The sequence below is a fragment of the Shewanella indica genome, assembly GCF_002836975.1.
Classification (GTDB): Bacteria; Pseudomonadota; Gammaproteobacteria; order Enterobacterales; family Shewanellaceae; genus Shewanella; species Shewanella indica.
In genome coordinates this window covers 200904-220816 of the sequence record NZ_NIJK01000027.1, presented here as the reverse complement: position 1 = coordinate 220816, position 19913 = coordinate 200904, and the positions used below count along the sequence as shown (strand labels likewise).

Annotated in this window: 17 protein-coding genes and 1 riboswitch; of the genes, 10 read left to right on the top strand and 7 right to left on the bottom strand. The window is 53.1% G+C overall.

Annotated features, from left to right (window positions below):
• Positions 1–79: 79 nt before the first annotated feature.
• Positions 80–2236 (top strand): S46 family peptidase, encoded by a 2157-nt coding sequence (locus tag CX650_RS08040; RefSeq protein WP_101095521.1) that lies wholly within the window; start codon positions 80–82, stop codon positions 2234–2236.
• A 252-nt stretch (positions 2237–2488) separates the two neighbouring features.
• Here the strand turns inward: CX650_RS08040 and azu are convergent, their stop codons facing one another.
• Positions 2489–2956: an azurin gene (azu, locus tag CX650_RS08035; RefSeq protein ID WP_101056868.1), complete on the bottom strand. Its 468-nt coding sequence runs from the start codon at positions 2954–2956 to the stop codon at positions 2489–2491.
• Positions 2957–3164: 208 nt separating this feature from the next.
• Here azu and CX650_RS08030 point away from each other — a divergent pair, with 208 nt between their 5' ends.
• On the top strand, positions 3165–3686 hold the full coding sequence (locus tag CX650_RS08030) for a DUF2059 domain-containing protein (protein ID WP_198552061.1): 522 nt from the start codon (positions 3165–3167) through the stop codon (positions 3684–3686).
• Positions 3687–3753: 67 nt separating this feature from the next.
• Here the strand turns inward: CX650_RS08030 and rbsK are convergent, their stop codons facing one another.
• Positions 3754–4659 (bottom strand): ribokinase, encoded by a 906-nt coding sequence (rbsK, locus tag CX650_RS08025; protein WP_101056869.1) that lies wholly within the window; start codon positions 4657–4659, stop codon positions 3754–3756.
• A gap of 3 nt (positions 4660–4662) precedes the next feature.
• A complete protein-coding gene (gene rihA, locus CX650_RS08020; RefSeq protein ID WP_071237068.1) occupies positions 4663–5601 on the bottom strand; it encodes a pyrimidine-specific ribonucleoside hydrolase RihA in 939 nt (312 codons plus the stop codon).
• A gap of 147 nt (positions 5602–5748) precedes the next feature.
• On the opposite strand from rihA, the gene CX650_RS08015 reads away from it, so the two are divergent.
• The 5 genes from CX650_RS08015 (at position 5749) to CX650_RS07995 (ending at position 11630) form a co-directional block, all read left to right on the top strand.
• Positions 5749–7005 (top strand): DUF3592 domain-containing protein, encoded by a 1257-nt coding sequence (locus CX650_RS08015; protein WP_101095520.1) that lies wholly within the window; start codon positions 5749–5751, stop codon positions 7003–7005.
• Between the two features lie 252 nt (positions 7006–7257).
• A complete protein-coding gene (locus CX650_RS08010; RefSeq protein ID WP_039035572.1) occupies positions 7258–7605 on the top strand; it encodes a DUF805 domain-containing protein in 348 nt (115 codons plus the stop codon).
• Positions 7606–7754: 149 nt separating this feature from the next.
• Positions 7755–7947, top strand: a riboswitch (cobalamin riboswitch).
• Positions 7948–8039: 92 nt separating this feature from the next.
• Complete coding sequence (locus CX650_RS08005) at positions 8040–9989, top strand: TonB-dependent receptor (RefSeq protein WP_101095519.1); 1950 nt, start codon at positions 8040–8042, stop codon at positions 9987–9989.
• A gap of 153 nt (positions 9990–10142) precedes the next feature.
• The gene (locus CX650_RS08000; RefSeq protein WP_101095518.1) at positions 10143–10763 is read left to right on the top strand and encodes a GDSL-type esterase/lipase family protein; all 621 of its coding nucleotides are present in this window, start codon (positions 10143–10145) and stop codon (positions 10761–10763) included.
• A gap of 144 nt (positions 10764–10907) precedes the next feature.
• Positions 10908–11630: an HDOD domain-containing protein gene (locus CX650_RS07995; RefSeq protein ID WP_101056874.1), complete on the top strand. Its 723-nt coding sequence runs from the start codon at positions 10908–10910 to the stop codon at positions 11628–11630.
• 49 nt (positions 11631–11679) lie between these two features.
• On the opposite strand, the gene CX650_RS07990 is transcribed toward CX650_RS07995, so the two are convergent.
• Positions 11680–12582, bottom strand: coding sequence for a LysR family transcriptional regulator (locus tag CX650_RS07990; protein ID WP_101056875.1), 903 nt, complete (start codon positions 12580–12582; stop codon positions 11680–11682).
• 165 nt (positions 12583–12747) lie between these two features.
• Here CX650_RS07990 and metE point away from each other — a divergent pair, with 165 nt between their 5' ends.
• The gene (gene metE, locus CX650_RS07985) at positions 12748–15018 is read left to right on the top strand and encodes a 5-methyltetrahydropteroyltriglutamate--homocysteine S-methyltransferase (protein WP_101095517.1); all 2271 of its coding nucleotides are present in this window, start codon (positions 12748–12750) and stop codon (positions 15016–15018) included.
• Between the two features lie 74 nt (positions 15019–15092).
• On the opposite strand, the gene CX650_RS07980 is transcribed toward metE, so the two are convergent.
• The gene (locus CX650_RS07980; protein ID WP_096140927.1) at positions 15093–15419 is read right to left on the bottom strand and encodes a hypothetical protein; all 327 of its coding nucleotides are present in this window, start codon (positions 15417–15419) and stop codon (positions 15093–15095) included.
• 132 nt (positions 15420–15551) lie between these two features.
• Between CX650_RS07980 and CX650_RS07975 the strand changes: the two genes are divergently transcribed.
• On the top strand, positions 15552–15755 hold the full coding sequence (locus CX650_RS07975; protein ID WP_025009040.1) for a dodecin: 204 nt from the start codon (positions 15552–15554) through the stop codon (positions 15753–15755).
• 8 nt (positions 15756–15763) lie between these two features.
• Here CX650_RS07975 and queG read toward each other — a convergent pair whose 3' ends face one another.
• Positions 15764–16909 carry a tRNA epoxyqueuosine(34) reductase QueG gene (gene queG / locus CX650_RS07970; protein ID WP_226684136.1) on the bottom strand — a complete coding sequence of 382 codons (1146 nt, stop codon included), beginning with the start codon at positions 16907–16909 and terminating at the stop codon, positions 15764–15766.
• Positions 16910–17067: 158 nt separating this feature from the next.
• Here queG and CX650_RS07965 point away from each other — a divergent pair, with 158 nt between their 5' ends.
• Positions 17068–17889: a substrate-binding periplasmic protein gene (locus CX650_RS07965; RefSeq protein ID WP_083399901.1), complete on the top strand. Its 822-nt coding sequence runs from the start codon at positions 17068–17070 to the stop codon at positions 17887–17889.
• A gap of 22 nt (positions 17890–17911) precedes the next feature.
• On the opposite strand, the gene CX650_RS07960 is transcribed toward CX650_RS07965, so the two are convergent.
• Positions 17912–19768, bottom strand: coding sequence for a tetratricopeptide repeat-containing diguanylate cyclase (locus CX650_RS07960; protein ID WP_152608456.1), 1857 nt, complete (start codon positions 19766–19768; stop codon positions 17912–17914).
• Positions 19769–19913 lie beyond the last annotated feature (145 nt).

Below are 19913 nucleotides of genomic sequence, written 5' to 3'. Positions count from 1 at the left end.
AAAGTCGGGACTTGTGCCCGGCTTTTTTGTTGCACAAAAACAACAAATTGAACTGATACCAGCGAATGGACTTACTAGAATGAAAAAATGGTTACTTGCAACGGCCATAGCTACCAGTTTTGGTGCTCAGGCCGATGAGGGTATGTGGCAGCCCTACCAATTGCCGGCCATGGCCGATGAACTCAAGGCCAAAGGACTGGAAATAGACGCCAAGTCTATTTCCAAGCTGACCGAATTCCCGATGAACGCCGTGATAAGCCTGGGCGGCTGCACCGCGTCTTTCGTTTCGCCCAAGGGGCTGGTGGTAACCAACCATCACTGTGCCTACGGCTCCATCCAGTACAACTCCACCCCGGAGAAGAATCTGCTGCGTGATGGCTTCCTGGCGAAAAACTTTGCCGAAGAATTGCCGGCAACTCCGGGCTCGCGGGTATATGTCACCGAAGAGGTCACCAATGTGACCGACAAGGTCAAGCAAGGCCTGGACAACAAGCAGGGCGACGCTTTCTACAAGGGCGTCGAGGCGGCCGAGAAGTCACTGGTTGCCCAGTGTGAAAAAGAAGATGGCTATCGCTGTCAGGTATACAGCTTCCACGGTGGTCTCGAGTACTATCTGGTGAAGCAGCTGGAAATCCGTGATGTTCGCCTGGTGTATAACCCAGCGGCCAGCGTGGGTAAGTACGGCGGTGATGTCGACAACTGGATGTGGCCGCGCCATACGGGCGATTTTTCCTTCTACCGCGCCTATGTCAACAAAAATGGCAAGCCGGCCGATTTCTCCAAGGATAACGTACCTTACGAGCCCAAGAGCTTCCTCAAGGTGTCGGCCAAAGGGGTCAAGGAAGGGGACTTTGTGATGGTGGCCGGTTACCCGGGCCGCACCAACAGATACCGCACCGGCAATGAAGTGGAAAACCAGTTTGAGTGGTCTTACCCACAAGGCAAGGAGCTGCGTGAGCGCTTTATCGAGATCATTAAAGAGACGGCCCCGGAAGGCAGTGATGAGCGCATCAAGTACGAGAGCCTGATCGCCGGTCTGGCCAACTATGCCAAGAACTTCACCTCGATGATCGAGTTCTATGGTAAGTCGACCATGCTGGAAGACAAGCGTACCCTGGAAGCCAAGCTCAAGAGTTGGATCGATGCCGACAGCAGCCGCAAGGCCCAGTATGGTGAGGTGTTGGCACAGCTGGATAAGCTGGTCGCCCAAAGCCAGGCAGATCAGCAGCGTGACATTATCCTGGGTTATCTGGGGTATACCACTATGTTGCCAACGGCCCGCGAACTCTATCGTCTGGCCAATGAAAAGGCATTGCCGGACATGGAGCGCGAGCCGGGTTTCCAGGAGCGTGACATGATCCGCTTCAAGGCCGGTATGGAGCGTATCGATCGCCGTTATGCCGCCAGTGTCGACAAGGCGCTGGTGTTTGAGATGCTCAAGCGTTATGCAGCGCTGCCCAAGTCTGAGCGGCTGCCGGCGCTGGACAAGTACTTCGGCATAGGCAACAAGCTCGATGAGGCCAAGCTGAAGAAGACTCTGGACAAGATGTACAAGAATACCAAGCTGGATAACAAAGATGTGCGTCTGGCCTGGATGGACAAGTCGGTTGCCGATTTCAAGGCCTCGAAAGATCCTATGATCCAGTTTGCTGTGGCCTTCTATGACACAGGTATGCAGCTGGAGCAGAAAAAGAAAGAGTTGGCCGGTGAGCTGATGAAGGTGCGTCCTCAGTACATGGAAGCCATCATTGCCTACAACCGTGAGCAGGGTAAACCTGTGTATGCTGATGCCAACTCCAGCCTGCGGGTGACAGTGGGCCATGTGAAGGGCTACTCACCCAAAGATGGTCTCTACGCCGTACCTTTCACTCGTCTGGAAGGCATAGTGCAGAAAGACACAGGGGTTGAGCCTTTCGATGCTCCCAAGAAAGAGCTGGAGCTTATCAAGGCCAAGCAATATGGTGACTTCTACTTCAAGGATATTGACTCGGTACCGGTCAACTTCCTCTCAACTCTGGATACCACAGGCGGTAACTCAGGCTCGCCAACCCTCAACGGCCGCGCCGAGCTGGTGGGACTGCTGTTTGACGGTGTTTATGAGAGCATCATAGGTGACTGGAACTACGACGATAACATCAACCGCTCCATTCAGGTGGACAGCCGTTACATGCTGTGGGTGATGAAGTATCTGGATAATGCAGACAACCTGCTGCAAGAGATGGAAATCGTTAAGTAAGCTTTGCCATCAACAACAATCCCCGCCAAGTTGCGGGGATTTTTTTAGCTAGCGCAGGGGGATTGAGAGTTGCAGAGCCTGAAGGCGCGCCCGATTCAACAGCTCACATACCCCTGTGGCCGGGCGTTCAAGGTTGGCGGGCAAACATTGCAGTACCCCGTGGGCTTTGGCCAATGATGACTAGAGGAGGTTTATGTCTTACGGTAGGGAAGTGCTTCTTTGGGCCCTTATCAGGGCCCAAAGCGCGTAGATTTAGCCTTTGATACTGAAGCTGCCTTGCATTACGGCCCAGTGGCCGGGGAAGGAGCAGAAGAAGTTATAGCTTTCTTCCTGTGTCATGCCTTCGGTGCTGAAGCTGATGCTGACTGATTCGCCGCCACCAACCAGAGGAGTATGGGCAATGACCCGCTCATCACCGGCTTTAACATAGGCGGCATCGGCGCCCGCTGCCATACCATCAGTGGCAATGCCCTGCATATCGGCGCTCTTGCTCAGAACCCAGTTGTGGCCCATGGCTGTCACAGGTAGGGTGCCGGAATGAGTCAATGTCAGTTCTACCGTCTTGCAACTGGCGGGAACGCTGAGTTCTTTGGTATCAAATTGCATCGCATCGTTGGCTGTGATGGTCAGGCTGCATTCGTCGGCGCTGGCAGTACTGCTGATAACGGCGCCGGCTCCCAACAGGGTAATACCCGCGAGTCTCTTGGTTAACTTATTCATTTTCAATTCCTTTTCTGGTTTTAGGGTCGATATTTCTCTCGACAGTACGAGAGCCCCGCAGGCTCCCGCCTGGGTTAATCATAACGGTATCTAGCTTAAATGAGAATTAATCTCAGAATTTTAACTGTCAGCCGTGGCAGGAGCAGCTGACAGTTGCTTGGGCTGTGATAGACTGACAGCCGAATCAATACTTGCCACGGAGGCACTCATGAAAGGTCCTGGTTTTTGGTCATCTCTTGTTCTGGGCGGCATATTGCTCACAAGCCCTTTGGCGTTGGCCGACGACAGCGCTCGTCGGGCCCAGGTGGAGCAACTGCTGCTGGAAATGCAGATGGACTCCATGATGGACACGGCATACACCCAGATGGAACAGATGATTTTGGGCATGCAACAACAGTTCAATATCAAGGAGAGTGAAAAGCCTTTATTTGAAGAGTTTGCCCGTAAGAGCACGCAGATCTTCAAACAGGAACTGGGCTGGGACAAACTGAAGCAGCCACTGACAGATATTTATGTCAAGCATTACAGTGACAAGGAAATTGCCGATATGCTGGCGTTTTATTCCAGTGATACAGGGCGTTCCATGGTCGCCAAGATGCCGGCTGTGATGCAGGAGTCCATGATGATGACCCAATCGCTGAGCCAGGGGCTGCTGCCCAAAATGGAGCAACTGCAGCAGGAGTTTGCCAATAAGCTCAAGGCTCATAGAGAAGCCCATTCAGGCGAATAATTTGACTAGCAGTCAGTATAAAAAACGGGAGTCTATGACTCCCGTTTTTGTGGTGTTAATGGCTTGATTATAGCTCGCGGCGGTAGGGTATACCGCGCTGGGCACCATGGCGGGTCACGGCTATGGAGGCGGCCTTATTGGCAAAATCCACAGCTTGCTCTATGGTCAGTCCTTCACTTAAGGCCACCATCAGGGCACCATTGAAAGTGTCTCCTGCGGCCACAGTATCAATCACCTTGACCGGATAACTAGGCACCAGGCCCTCAAACTCGGGATGACGCACATAGGCGCCGCGACTGCCGAGGGTGATCACCACTGTGCCCACCCCTTTGGCTTGCAGCGCTGCAGCGGCTCTGGCGGCGCCGGCTTCATCTTCTACCTTGATACCGCTAAGGGCTTCTGCCTCGGTCTCGTTGGGAGTGATGATATCCACCAAGGCCAGCATATCGTCAGCCAAGGGGCCGGCGGGTGCCGGGTTTAGGATAGTCACTGTGCCCTGTTGCTTGGCCAGTTGCAGCGCAGCTTTGACTGATTCCAACGGCGTTTCCAGCTGTGCCAACAGATGGCTGGCGCCTTTGAACAGGTCTTGATGACAATGGACATCTTCAGGCTCCAGGCTGGCGTTGGCACCTGCGGCCACTCCGATACAGTTTTCACCGCTATCACCGATGAAAATCATCGCACTGCCGGTCGCCATTGCCGGCATTTTCTTCAACCCCTGTGGGTGAATGCCATCGTCCAACCAACTCTTAATCATGGTATCGGCAATGGCGTCGTCCCCAAGATGGCAGATAAAGTCCACTCGGGTGCCAGGCTGTGCCAGTCTGGCGGTGGCGACCGCTTGATTGGCGCCCTTGCCGCCATGTTCCAACCGGTAGCTGCGGCTCATCAGTGTTTGCCCTGGCTCGGGCAGGTGACTGAATTCCATCACATGATCGGCGTTGGCACTGCCGATTATCACTAGTCTGCTCATATTTTAATCCTGATAGGCGTAGAGGCTATTAACCAGCAGATCCACAAAGCCTTCACGATCCAGATGCATCAGCACCTTGGCGTTGGCGGGTTTACCGGTCAGGTGGTAACGGTCGACTACAGTCATCCCTACAGTCAGCTCGCTCTGGGTTTCGATGGCCACATGGCAGTCCAGGCCGATGAACAACTCAGGCTTGAGCAGCCAGGCTATGGTGCAGGGGTCATGCAGTGGTGCGCCATCAAAGCCCCACTTGGGATCCTTGTGGTAGATAACAAAGAATTCCAGCAGATCGGCAACACACTTGGCAACCTTGTTGGGAATCGCGCGGAAACGGGCCACATCCTGTTCCATGATCTGCGCCTCATGGGTCACGTCCAGACCGGCCATGACGATAGGGATCCCTGACTTGAACACCATGTCGGCCGCTTCCGGGTCAACAAAAATGTTGAATTCGGCGGCAGGGGTCCAGTTGCCGATACCGGCGGCGCCGCCCATCAGCACTATCTGTTCGATACGGGATTTGAGTTCGGGATAGGCACTCAGGAAAATCGCGATATTGGTCAAGGGGCCCGTGGGCACCAGAGTCACCGGCTGGCTGCTTTGGCGGATTTTTTCGGCCATCAGTTCCCAAGCCATCACTGGCTGAGGTTCAAAGGCGGGATCCGGCAGTTCAGGGCCATCGAGCCCGGATTCACCGTGAACATTGTCGGCAATGATCAGCTCCCTTGCCAAAGGCTTGGGGGCACCGCTGGCTACAGGTATATCGGTTCTGCCCAGTAGAGTAAGTACTCGCATGGCATTGTTGAGTGTTTTTTCCTGGGTTTGGTTACCTGCGCTGGTGGTCACGGCCAGCAGATCCAGCTCAGGGTTGGCCAGGGCCAGGATCAAGGCGATGGCATCATCATGGCCAGGATCGCAGTCGAGAATGATAGGGCGTTTCATGCTGTTACTCCTTTCGCAATTTGCCCGAGCATAGCATGACTCTGTGGCGTGCGCAGAACCCAATGGCAAACTGTGAAGTGTTCCTCAACAGATTGTTGAAATCTGCTACAATCCGCGCCTTTAAAGGATTGATTCAAAGGGGACCCGGTGGGAAAGATACGGGCAATCTGGAAAGACCTGGCCTTTATCGGCTTGTTTGCGCTGATCGGTGGGCTGTTCTCGGCTCTTGGACTCTATTTTGTCAAAGAGAGTGTCCAATCCTGGCAGGAAGTGAATATCCTGCTCGAGAGAGGCGCTGAAACCCAAGGTTATATTGTCCGGCGTGCTCAACAATACGTTCCACCGGGGCGCTGGGGCATCGGCCGTTATGAATGGGATTGCTTGCTGCATTATCAGTTGCCGAACGGCAGTGAGCATCAGATCTGGGATCCCCCTGGCCTGCTTTGTGACTCAAAAAGTGTCGGTGAGTTTGTGAGCCTTTGGTATTTGCCGGAGGAACCTGGCATAGCGCGCACCGATATCCAGTACTATCGAGAACAACAAAATACCTGGCTCGAGCTGTGGGGGATTCTAATCGCGCTATTGCCGTTGGCCATTGGCGGAAAGTTTGTGGGTAAAACCGTCCAGAGTTTGCGCTTTCTTCGGGCTCGGGAGCGGTTGTCGCCAATAGTTGAGCAGTTACTGGAGGCCGATAACCCCGCCGAGTTACTGGCATTACTTGAAGCCAACCGGGCCAGCCCGGCCAGTAGCTATTTGGGGCGGCAGGCCCTTGGCTATATCGCCGCCAGACCTGAATGGCAGGTGCGTTTTCTTGCTTGGTTTGTTCCCGTTTGTCTCAAGTGGGAGCAGCCAAGTAAAGGCGAGGGTGTTTCTGGTCTTGGGCTTTCATTGCAATTGGCGCTCGGTCGCCGCTACCCTGAGTTTACCCTGGCACTGCTCGATGGCATTCGCAGCCTGTTTGCTGAGCATGAGCTGGCGAAGATGGTCTTCTCCCAGCACCTGGCCGAGCTGCAACGCAAACCCTGGAGTGCTGAAATTCAAAAGCAATTCAACGCCTTGTTATTGGGGCGGCAAATGCCTTTGGGGGACAAAGGATTTATCCACACCGAAGTGAGCCGATTGGTTTGCCTGGAATGGCTTTTTAATAACCTGGAATCGCTGCCCGGTGTTTGGCCCAGCGCTGCGAGCGCCTTGCTCAAGGCACTCGTAGCACAGCCGCCACTGAATCCTTTGAGCCGTAAACAGCGTAAAAAACAAGCGCTGCATTGGCGCTATATTCTTGGTAGCCTGGCATCCAAGTCTAACTCAGGAGCAATTGGTCGAAAGCGCCAGGCACAGCTGGATCAAATTGAAGCCGATATCCAGGCTCTGGCCGCCAGCCGTGGTTTTACGCTGAGCAGATAAGATGAAAAAGCGTCGATACGCTATCTATTGGTGATATCTGTAAAACAATGACGACTGATGGGGTGAGATATCTCTGATTCTGTGGCCAATGGAAGGTAAATCTCTTTTCTGTCACTTTGCAGTTCATTCAGGTATGTTAAAATTGTTCGCTGTTTCAGGGAGTCAGAAACTCTGATGAAACTTTGGTCGCCTTAAGCCATTCAATAATTGGTGCGGCGTTTTCGGATCTTGGATCTGTTATTGGGAGAAAACATGGAACATTTCATCGGAGCCATCAAAAAATACGCCGACTTTACCGGTCGAGCTCGTCGGACAGAATACTGGATGTTTGTTCTGTTCTATATCATTTTCAGTATGGTTGTCAGTGCTATCGACTATGCACTGGGTACCACAGTGCTGGGGCTGATTTATTCTTTGGGTCTGCTATTGCCCTCTATTGCTATTGCGGCACGTCGTCTGCATGACACTGACCGCAGTGGTTGGTGGCAGCTGTTGGGACTAATCCCTGTTATAGGTTGGATCGTGCTGCTGGTTTTCTACTGCCAGGACAGCGAAGTAGGTGACAACCGCTTTGGCAGTAACCCCAAAGAGCTGGGTTAACAGCTAAGATAATGGAAAGGGAGCATCGGCTCCCTTTTTGTTTTTTAGGGTAAATCTGCAGCGGTCAGTCGGCGTCAAAATTAGACATTTATCCATATAGACGTCTATAATGCCCGCTCTCGGCCAGAGCCGAGAATGACAGCACAGTATTTTAGTCAACCTTTCGTGGTGCCCCGGAATTGAAGACCGGGGATAATCGGGAATCCGGTGAGAATCCGGCACTGCCCCCGCAACGGTAAATGGTGAGAGACAGGCGCGCCCAAGTGGCGTCATAAAAGTCGGGTCTCGCGCGGTCAACCGCATAGCCAAAGTCCGGAGACCGGCCCTGGAGGTATTTCGATGATTTCGGTGGGCAGATCTCGAAATGCGGCAGCCAAGGGGTTCTCCCTGCCGTGGCACTCTTGCCCCGTTTCCCTTTCAGGAGTCAAAGGAAAATGGGTTTCAAACTAAATCACCTCGCGCTGCTTTGCGGTGCATTTACCTCAGTTCCCGTCATGGCGAGCGTGACGTCCCAGGCCGTGGATGAACAGCTGGTAGTCATTGGCCGTCAGGATGATACGCCGCTTAATATTGCTGCCAATGTGGTGGTCATAGATGCCGCTGATATTCAGCAAAGTGGTGCCAGCAATCTGAGCGAGTTGCTGCGTGGCCGCAGTGGCATTCAAATATCTGACAATAACTCAGGGCCTGTGCTGGCGATGCGCGGCTTTTCTGCCAGCCAAGCGGTGAATAACACCCTGATACTGATAGATGGGCGCCGACTCAATAATATCGATATTGCCGCCCCGAGCCTGAGTGCCATTGCAGTCAATCAGATTGAAAGGGTAGAGATCCTTTCCGGCAGCGCCGGGGTGCTCTATGGTGATCAGGCTGTCGGTGGGGTGATCAATATTATCACCAAGGCGCCCAGTGCCAGCGGTGGCAACTTGACCCTCTCAGGTGGCAGCTTCGATACCTACGAAGGCCGTGGCGATCTGTCCGGCGCCATCAATGACAACTGGCGTTACTATTTGACAGCTGCTTACAACGAGAGCGACAACTACCGTAAAAATAATGCCAACGAAACCGGTTCGGTACTGGGGCGTCTGCAATATGATTCAGAGTCGACCAACTTCTTTGTCGAAGGCAGTTACTACGATAACAAGCGCCAGACTCCAGGATCACTGACCCAAGCTCAGTTTGAAGCCGACTCTCGCCAGGCGACATCGACGCCGGGTGATTACAACCATGAGATGACTTCCGCCTGGCGTGGTCATATTCAGCGCCAGGTGCATGCCAACTGGGCTCTGGTTGCGGACCTTAACTACAGTGACACTCTAGTGTCCAGCGTCAGCTATGGTAGCCCAGGTCGGAACGAGCGCTCGCTGTTGGAATTCAATCCCAAGGCGCTGGGGCGTTATCAAACCCGCAATGGTGAACTGAGCATAGTCATAGGCGCCGATATTCAACGGGGTGAAACCGAGTTCGATCTCAGTTATATGCAGCGCAGCAATACCCAAACCATGACCAGCACCTATCTACAGGCCAATGTGCCGCTGACCAACAGCCTGAGCTATGTGGTGGGCGGACGCTATGCCAAGGTCAAGGATGAACTTAAGGATGGTAAGGTTTACCCCAATGGCATAGATCTGGATGAAGATGCTCATGCGCTTGAGTTGGGACTCAACTATCGGCCCTTGGAAGGCCACAGATTTTATCTTCGCGGTGATGAGAGCTTCCGTTTCGCCAAGGTCGATGAGCAGGCTTATACGCCGCCAACAGTCGTCGGCCTCAAGCCGCAGACCGGCCGTTCCATTGAAGCCGGCTGGGATTGGACCTTGAGCAACCAGAGCCTGCGTCTGAACCTGTACCGACTGTCGCTGGAAGATGAAATTGTCTTTGACCCCAGTGCCGATATGCCTATCGGCGGCGCTTTCCCCGGCGCCAACGTCAATGCCGATGCCTCCCGCCGTTATGGCGCCAGCCTCGACTGGGACTGGCAGCTCAATGAGATGCTGCAGTTGGGACTTGAGTACAACTATATCGATGCCGAATTTACTGAAGGCGCCAACAAAGGCAAATCTCTCTCCTGGGTGGCCGAGCATTCCGGGCGTGTCTACACCAGTGTGGACTTTGGCCAGCATTGGCAGCTGTTTGTCGAGGGCCAGTATCTGGGCGACAGATATATGGAAGGTGACAATGGCAACCAGCACGATAAACTGGACAGCTACTGGCTGGGGAATATCGCCCTCAACTACAGCCGTGATGCCTGGCTTGCCAGCCTGAGGGTCGATAACCTGTTTGACAAGCAATACGCCAGCTCGGGTTATTTCAGTACCTGGGGCGATGGTTATTACTCGGGCAGCGGCCGCGCGCTGAGGTTCAGCGTCAGCTATCGCTTCTGATTCAGGAAGGTGCGGATAAGTCCTTGTGGCGCTTTTCATAGAAAGCCGGGTTCCCCCGGCTTTTTGCTGCCCGTATCTCGATCTGTTTTAGTTGAGGGCTTGGGCTTTTTTCAGCAGGAAAGCTCCCACTGATAAGGAGGCAAGAGCCGAAATATGAACCTTGATTTCAGATATGGTTTGAGGGGCGTGGTCATAGCTCTGTTGTCGCTGTTTTTGCTGGCTTGTTCCGAGCCCAAGTTGGCTTATATCGGCAGCAATGGCAAACTGCTGGCCTTTGGTGACAGCCTGACCCAAGGCGTGGGAGCCAAGACCGGGCAGGATTATCCCAGTCATCTGGCTGAGTTGTGCCGCTGTGAGGTGATCAACGCCGGGATTTCCGGTGAGCAATCGGCTGCCGGGCTTGAGCGTTTGCCGGCGCTGCTGGATGAAACCAAGCCGGATCTGCTTATTTTGCTCGAAGGCGGTAATGATATTCTCCGCGGCCGCAACCAGGCGCAATTGGCGCAAAACATTGAGGCCATGTTATTTGAGGCCAAGGCCCGGCAAATTCCGGTAGTGCTGCTGGCTGTGCCGCAAAAGAATCTATTGCTGTCGCCCCTGCCTTTGTATGCCGAACTGGCCGACAAGCACGGCGCCATCTTGTTGGAGGAGACTCTGTCTGAGCTTTTGCGTTCAAACGAGCTCAAGTCTGATACTGTGCATCTCAATCAACAGGGCTATGCGCGTTTGGCGCAAGTCATCTTCTCCAAGCTGCAGGAGGCGGGCGCTTTTTGATGCTACTTTTTGATTCTATTTGGCAAAAACTGGGCTAATTATCGATTGAACTTGACCCTGGTGGGCATTTTGTGGGTAAATTCTCTGCCATAATAAATGGCAATAGTGCCTTCATAATAAATAACAGCAGGTTTAAAGAATCACATGACAGATCTTGAGCAGCAGGTTTTTACTCAAGTGCGTGCCATCATAGCCAACGAAGAGCAGGTGATAGGTCGCCGCGGCATCCTGATCCCGCTTAAGAAGGCCATTATTGCTGATGGCGATATCCGCAATGTGATTGATATTGTCGCGACCGATCCTGCGCTGGCAGCCCATCTGCTGTGGCGCAGTAATAACGCGCTCTCACCTTCCGTTCAGCCAAACCGCAGCCTCAAGGATGCCTTGGTGCGCCTTGGACAGGTCAATATCTACCGTTATGCCTTTAGTTTCTATCTTAAGGAGCGGCTCGATGAATTGCCGCAGCCATATCGCAAGCTGGTACAAGGCTATTGGCGTTTGACCGAGTCAGTGGCGATCGAATCTGTGGACAGTTTGCATCAGATGCAAGGGGTACAGATAGACGCGGACGAAGTGCAGACTCTGGCACTATTCAGCGTATTCGGTCAGATAATAGCCCTGACAGCGTTTGCCTATCTCAACGCCGAAGCCGAGCAGTGCTTTCCGCTGGGCATTATCAAGACATTAATAGATACTCAGCAGCAAACACTGACGGTGGAAGCCTTTGAATCTCTGGGGTTGGATGATGAGCTGCAAAATGAGTTTATGGTCGCCCATAACTTGAGACAGACCCGGGATCCCCATTCACCCGGACTGGTACTGAGAAGGGTATTGTCGCAGCGCGGCTTGCTGCTAAATCCACTCTAAATCTTTTTGTGACTGTCGCCGACTATCAGTGACTGTGGCTGCCGCTCAGTCAGTGCCTGTCCTGGCGCTGTAATCCCTCTTTGGCTATTAATTCCAGCAGCCTTTGCAATTGCACTCTATTGCTGCTGTCGCGGCGGTAGGCTCCGAACAGTGGCCGTTTCAGGCCTTCCTGCCCCAGTTTTACAGAGGTCAGGCTTAAGCCCTGGGCCTCGGTCAGTGACCAACTGGGTAAAGCGGCTACTCCTTCCTTACAGGCGATGCGTTGCAGCAATACATTGGTAAGATCGCAGCGTTTTTGTGGGCCGGGCACCACCCCGGCCGGCTCGAGGAAGTGACGGAAAATATCCAGCCTTTCCAGCGGCACCGGATAACTGATGATAGCTTCCCCTGCCAGTTGTTGCGGCAAAATATAGCTGTTGCTGGCTAAAGGATGATCTTTGGCCATCACCAGTCTCACTTCAAAATCAAATAGATGCTGGTAGGCAAGGGCATGGCCGGGCACAGGATCTGAGGTTAGCACTATATCCAGCTCACCGGTTTCCAGCGCATTGAGTGAGTCGAACAGGTGGCGGCTTGAGAGATCCAGGTTGGCATCAGGATAAGACTGATGAAAGGCTTCCATTACAGGCATCAGCCAGCGAAAACAACTGTGGCATTCAATACCTACCTTTAATGGGCCGCTGCTTCCAGATAGACCGCGTTTGAGCACAAATTCGGTTTCCTGTACCCGAGGCAGTATCTCTTCTGCCAGGCTCAGCAGGCGACTGCCCTCAAGCGTGAAGGTTAGAGGTTTGCTTTTGCGGACAAATACCTGGGAGTTAATCCGGGTCTCCAACTCTTTAATCTGGTGCGACAGTGCCGACTGAGTGACAAAACGTTTCTTCGCCGCGCCGGCCAGACTGCCACTTTCTTTCAGTGCTATCAGAGTACGAAGGTGTCTCAGTTCTATCATTTCCTCTCCACATGAATGCCGCTCATGTTGCCCTTGAATTCAATTCGGTTGCCTGTGCTGAGACTAGCACAATAAACTTCTAGACGTCCAGACGCCTGATTTGATTTGTTGTGTTACGGCGTCGCCAGTCACTTGCTGCACAGTTTATAAAGGATGGTATACATTATGCGATTAAACAGTCTTGGCTTTCCCCGTATCGGGCGTCGACGTGAACTCAAGTTTGCTTTGGAGAAGTATTGGCGTGGTGAGTCCAGCGTGGCCGAATTAGAAAGCGTTGCCAATGAGCTTAGGCGCACCCATTGGCAGTGGCAGGCTGATGCCGGGGTGGAGCTGTTACCGGTTGGCGATTTTGCTTACTATGATCAGGTACTGACCCTGAGTGCGACTCTGGGGGTTATCCCAGAGCGTCACAGTGATGGCGGCGCTGTCAATCTCGATACCCTGTTCCGGATTGCCCGTGGCCGAGCGCCCAGTGGCAAGCATGCGCCGGCGTCTGAAATGACCAAGTACTTCAACACCAACTACCATTATCTGGTGCCTGAGCTCAGCGAAGATCAACGCTTCGATATCGCCTGGGAACAGTTGTTTGAAGAGGTGACCGAGGCTCAGGCGTTGGGTCACACCGCCAAGCCGGTACTCTTGGGGCCGGTCACTTTCCTGTATCTGTCCAAAACAGTGGGTTCAGAGTTCGACCGTTTGACACTGCTGCCGGCGCTGCTGGAATGTTATCAAACCATTCTGGCCCGATTTGCCGCCCAAGGCGTTGAATGGGTGCAATTGGATGAACCTGCGCTGGCACTTGAGCTGGATGACAACTGGCAGCAGGCCTTTAATCAGGCCTACGGCGTGCTCAAGTCGGCGCCGCTCAAGCTGTTTCTGGCAACCTATTACGGCACTGTCGCCCACCATCAAAGTCTGTTGTCGGCACTGCCGGTGGCGGGTATTCACCTGGATCTGGTCACCGCGCCCGAACAGTTGCAGCTCTTTGCTGATGCATTGGCACCCGAGCAGGTGTTGTCGGTTGGGGTGATTAACGGCCGTAATGTCTGGGCCGCCGATCTGGATCTTGTGGCCGAGCAGTTGGCGCCACTGGCGCGGGATCTGGGAGACAGGCTCTGGCTCGCTACTTCCTGCTCCCTGTTGCATACCCCGGTGGATCTTGAGGTGGAAACCGCGCTGGCGCCCGAGCTCAAGAGCCTATTGGCCTTTGCCCGGCAAAAACTCACCGAGTTGCAGGAGCTCAAGGGGCTTTTGGAGGCGCCTGAGACTGAAAGTGCCAAAGCCGTGGTCGCCCGTTGCCGGGAGCGGCGTTTGGCCAGAGCGCAGGGGCGCAATCAACCGCTCAGTGCCAGAATTGATGCCCTGATCGCGGCCGATTATGACCGAAGCCATGAGTTTGAGGTGCGCAGACAAGCTCAGCAAGCCAGGTTCAAGTTGCCTTTGTTGCCGACGACTACCATAGGTTCATTCCCGCAGACGGCGGCCATTCGTAACCTGCGTAGCCGCTGGCGCAAGGGGGAGTTGGACGATACGGTATACACAGAGCAACTGCAACAGGTGACCCGGGATACCATAGAACGTCAGCTCAAGCTGGGAATAGATGTGCTGGTACACGGTGAAGCCGAGCGCAACGACATGGTGGAATACTTTGGTGAACAGCTCGACGGCGTAGGTTTTACCAAACATGGCTGGGTGCAGAGTTATGGTTCTCGTTGCGTTAAGCCGCCGCTGATCTATGCCGATGTGACCCGTCCCAAGGCGATGACAGTCGAGTGGGCCGAGTATGCCCAGAGTCTAACCGATAGACCGGTGAAAGGCATGCTGACCGGGCCTGTGACCCTATTGCATTGGTCCTTTGCCCGCGAGGATATCAGCCGCGAACAGATAGCGACTCAGTTGGCTCTGGCGATACGCGATGAAGTGGTGGCATTGGAGCAGGCGGGCATAGGCATTATTCAGATTGATGAGCCGGCTTTTAGGGAAGGCTTGCCGCTCAAACGCAGCGATTGGGCCCATTATCTCGATTGGGCTGTGGCCGCCTTCAAGCTCAGCGCCGCCGGTGTCAGGGACGAGACCCAAATTCACACCCATATGTGCTACAGCGAATTCAACGACACTATTGCCGCAATTGCCGCCATGGATGCCGATGTGATCACCATAGAAACATCGCGCTCACGGATGGAGTTGTTGAATGCCTTTGAAGACTTTGACTATCCCAATGAAATCGGCCCCGGGGTTTACGATATTCACTCCCCCAACATTCCAACAGTGGAGGCCATGGTGAGCCTGATTGAAAAGGCGGCGCAGAAAATTCCTCTGCGCCAGCTCTGGGTTAACCCGGATTGCGGCTTGAAGACCCGTAATTGGGAGGAAGTTGAGCCGGCTTTAAAGAACATGGTTGATGCCACCAGGGAGTTGCGACGTCGACTCGGGTGATAAAATTCTGTGGTTAATAATAGTCAGGGGCGCAATGCGCCCCTGATGTTGATTGACTTCAACACGGTAAAGATTCAACTCATGCTTATTCCCAGTATCATCAGGCCCACAGTGCCCAGGATGATCAAGCTTGAAAAGATTGTGCCCAGAATGGCGAAGATTTTCTGCCGCTCTTTTTGTACCAGGCCACCAATACCCAACCCCAAAGACACCAGACAGACCAGCATCATAAAGATGATCATTAACCCTACAAGAACCGCTTCCATGGAGTTTTCATCCATGCCGCCCGGTGTTGTTGTTTCCAGGGTTCCGGCAACAATAAAAGTAATAAACAGGGCGATTCCACTCAATATGCTGGTGACAAATGAGGCTATCCCTGGACCTGAATGTTTTAATTGCATGGCAATCCCTTGATTTTTTCTGATGGTTATTCAATTGAGAAATATACAGAAACTGAGGGAAATATGCCATTGACCATTTCTGTCTATACTCAGGTCAGCAACCGGACTCAGATAACTATCAGGAGAAGCCCCATGAGTCATGTATACAAGATAATAGAACTGACAGGTTCATCCCCCATCAGCTCAGATGAAGCGGTCAAGAATGCCATCGCGGCGGCCAGTCAGTCGCTGCACAATCTGCGCTGGTTTGAAGTGATAGATACCCGCGGCCACCTGGAAGCCGGTGTCATCGCTCATTGGCAGGTCACCATCAAGGTGGGTTTTACCCTGGATTAGACTTGAATTTAGGCATCTCTTGGCAGGCCTTTTTCCACTATCCGGATCAGGCGTCCTGTCTTGCGGGCGGGAATGGGCACTGTGTCCTTGCCGCTGAGTTTTTCTGCCTGCTGCGCCAGTGCCCACGTTATGTGCTCGGCGACAAGCTCCGAGGCATCTGTCAGTCGCGCCTGCAGGGCGACAACTATGGTTTCACTGCCGGGGGCATTGCCCAGCGCCACTGCAATATTACGTAGCCAGCGTTCATGACCTATGCGGCGAATGGCGCTGCCTTCGGTGTTTTTCAAAAACTCGGTCTCGCTCCAGGCGAACAGCTCCAGCAGTTTGGGTTGCTTAAGTTGTGGCCTTAGATGAAAGTCTGTCTCTGCGGTCAAGGGGGCGGCGCGGTTGATGGGGCATACCAGCTGACAGTCATCGCAACCGTAGATGCGATTGCCGAGCAGTGGTCGAAACTCCAGCGGAATGCTGCCGGCCAGCTCTATGGTGAGGTAGGAGATACAGCGGCGCCCATCGACCACATAAGGCTCGACTATGGCGCCGGTTGGGCAACTTGTGATGCAGGCAACGCAGGTGTTGCAGCCTTCGGCTATGGCGACATCCAAGGGTAGCGGCAGGTTCACCAGCAGTTCGCCGAGGAAAAACCAACTGCCGGCCTCATGGTTGAGGATCAGTGAGTGTTTACCTGTCCAGCCGATCCCGGCCTTTGCTGCCAGCGGCCGTTCCAGAATGGGAGCCGAGTCGACGAAGGGCCGAAAGCCACTGCCTTCAAGTTGCAGGGTTTTGAGCGCTTCATCTATGCGCTCGCCCAACTTTTTCAAGCGATTACGCATCAGCTTGTGATAGTCGCGGCCACCGGCATAACGGGAGATATAGCCAAGGTTAGGATCTTTGAGATTGAGGGCAAACCCGGCTTCTGGCGGCAGATAGTCCATCCGTACTGAGATGACTCTCAAAGTGCCGGGATGCAGTTCAGCCGGGCGGGCCCGCATCATGCCGTGGCTGGCCATATAGCCCATTTCACCGTGATAGCCCTTATCGAGCCAGGCCTGTAACCTGGGCTCTTCGCGGCGAAGATCTGTATCTGTGATCCCCACTTGAGCAAAACCCAGCTCTTTGCCCCAGGCTTTTATGTCGCGGGCGAGCTTTCCAAGCATACAGGGATCAAATTGTGGTGGTTGAGGAGCTGACATGAACAGAGGCTGACCGGGGAAAAGACCTGATTATATCAGTAAAGCAGAATCGCTCACAGTTGCCGCAAACGGCGATTTTGGCTTTTGTCGGTGCTATGCTGAAACCGAGGGGGAATGAATATATGCCGACAATTAAGCCTCTGTTTTGGGCCTGCTTGATTGTGTGTGGCTGCATTTTTGCTGGTTTCGTCCAGGCCGGGAATGAGCCTCCCGAGTCCAGACTTGTGCCTCTGAGGCTTTTGACCGAAGCCTGGCCACCCATGAGTTATGAATACCAAGGACAAACTGATGGTTATGCCGTTGCCTTGGTAAAGGCGTTGAACCACAAAGTCACCGCCACCGATGATGAGCCAGTCATAGAGATCTTGCCTTGGGCCCGCGCCATAAATATGGCAACTCATCATGCCAATATCCTGTTATTTGCCACTTCTATTGATAAACAGCGACGGCAGCAATTTGATTTTGTTGGCCCGATTGCCGAAACCCGTATCCAGCTTTATGCTCGCATGGATGATGATTTCACTCCGGCAGATCTATCACAGGCGGCTGCGGCCGGTAATATAGCGATTTATCGTCACTCTCCGGCGCAAAGGTTGTTGAGGGATATTGCGGATGAGCGGTTGCTAATCTCGGGGTTTCCTCAGTATTCGGCCAGGCAGTTGCTGCATAAGCGGGTGCGTTATTGGTGTCAGGCAGAGATCGCGGTTCAGGGCGTCTTGCGGCAATTGGATCAACCGTTGACTGCTGTGAGACCTGTGCTGGAATTGGCACACTTGCGGTTATATCTGGCGTTCTCCAGTGGCACAGATCCTGCGCGAGTCGAAGCCTGGCACAAGGCGCTGCTGGCATTGCAGCGAAGTGGCGAATTTGATGCTCTGTATTTTGAATGGTTTGGAGCAAAGGCGTCACTGCCTGAGGCTGAAGTGTTATGGCATAGCCACTGAATTACTGATTGGTGGGGGAGGTTCAGGCGCTTTCTACCCTATTACGCCCTTTATTTTTGGCGCGGTATAGAGCGTTATCTGCCAGTTTCAGCAGCTCTGAAAATTGTAACTCGGTATTGAGAGTCGCCACCCCGGCACTGATGGTGACTCTGGACTCGCCTGCAAGCGCCTCTGGACTTGACTCTGCCAAGGTTTGACGTAAACGCTCAGCAATCTTCAGGCATTCTTCTCGACTGGTTTCCGGCAACAGCAGCAGAAACTCTTCACCACCGATCCGCCCCAGTAGATCTTGCTCACGAATAAGCGTTTGGCTCACGCTCGCCAGGTGTTGCAGTACCTTATCACCGCCATCATGACCAAACTGGTCGTTGATATCCTTGAAGTTATCGGCATCAAACAGAATAACAGACATAGGTACGCCTGAATGTTTGGCCTGATTGAATAACGCTTCTCCCCTTTGATAGGTATAGCGTCGGTTGGCCAACTGAGTGAGATGATCCGTATGGGCTATCTTCTGAAATTGACGTGACCTTCCGGTTTGTTTATAGGCCAGAATCGCCATAATGAAAATAATGATGCTGGCAAGGATCAGCACCGCCAGCTGCAACAGGCGGTTTTGCTGCAGTATCTGCACCTCCTGTTCTTTGAGACGCTCGCTTTCCAGCAGACGTTGGTTTTCTTTTGCCATGCGGTCGGCATTGAAGCGGGTACGCATCTCTGTGGTGCGGTATGACTGAAGCTTACTATCCAGTTCAGAATGCAGGGAGATATATGATTTGAGCACGTTTGTTGATTCTTGCCAAAGTCCCTGTGCGGCCAATACTTCACTTTTGAGCAGATAGAGTTCGGCCAATCCCCTGTCATTACTGATATCCCGAAAACTCTGTTCTGCCTTGGCCAAGGGGACCATAGCTTGTTCCGCCTGACCTTGGCGCAGCAGCACATCGGCACTGTAGAGTTGCATAAAGCTGTAAAAGCCACCCTGTTGCTCGGTCACAAATGGTTTGGCGCGCTCCAATGCCTGTTTGGCATCCTCTATTCTGTCGAGTTTCAACAGCGAACCTGCCATATTGACCGAAACTCCTGCGGCTTCGACAGTCATTCCTTGTCGTTTGAGATAGTTGTAAGACTGCTGGAATTTGGTTACAGCCGCTTCGAAATCTCCCAATTCCTCGAGAGCTATGGCCATCTCGCCATTGACAATATAGGCTTGTTCTTCATGGCCTCCTTGGCGATAAGCCTGTTCCAATTGGCGGTAATAGTTGAGTGCACTCTGCGGATCGCCGAAACGACGAAAGCTGGTAGCGAGATCAACCAAGTTGTAGCGGCTCCAATAATCCAGTTTGAGTTGTTCATAGAGCTGTTGAGCGGTCAGAAGATCTTCCAATGCCAGAGCAAAATTGCCCTGAAAAGAATACATGGCACCACGCATACTGCGGGCATCCGCGATTAACCGGCGGTCTTCGAGTTGGTAGGCTTGTTGTAAGGCTTGGTCATAGTCGGCTTTGGCCTGCTCCATATTACCTTTGAGTTGAGAGTACCAACCATGGCACAGGCGAAAGTCGGTCAGGGCTTCCGGATAAGCTTGATTTTCAGCCATCTGTTCTTGGGTATTGGCGTAATCTATTGCAGCATCAACCTTGGCATTATTATTGATGTCATAGCTCCAACAGCGGGCGCGCCTGAGTCTTACTTGGCGATCAAGATCTTTATCTGCCAACAATTGGGCTATCCGCTCCAGAGTTTGCTCCACCTTGGCAACATTATTGACCTGCCCATTTTCAAGCAGTTTGAATAACTTATCTGCCTCGGGGTTATCCAATGCCTGAGCGAGCGGAACCATGCCGGACAAAAGTAGCAGAGCGAAGGCTGATTTCAAAAAGTATGACTTCACGCTTACCGATAGAGATATGTTTATATTATGTTACTAAGCATACGCACCAGGGCATTGGCTGACCAGTAATAAATCGTTAAATTTGCGCACCAAGTAGGGTTTCATCCAATGCCTGTTACCTGGTTTTGAG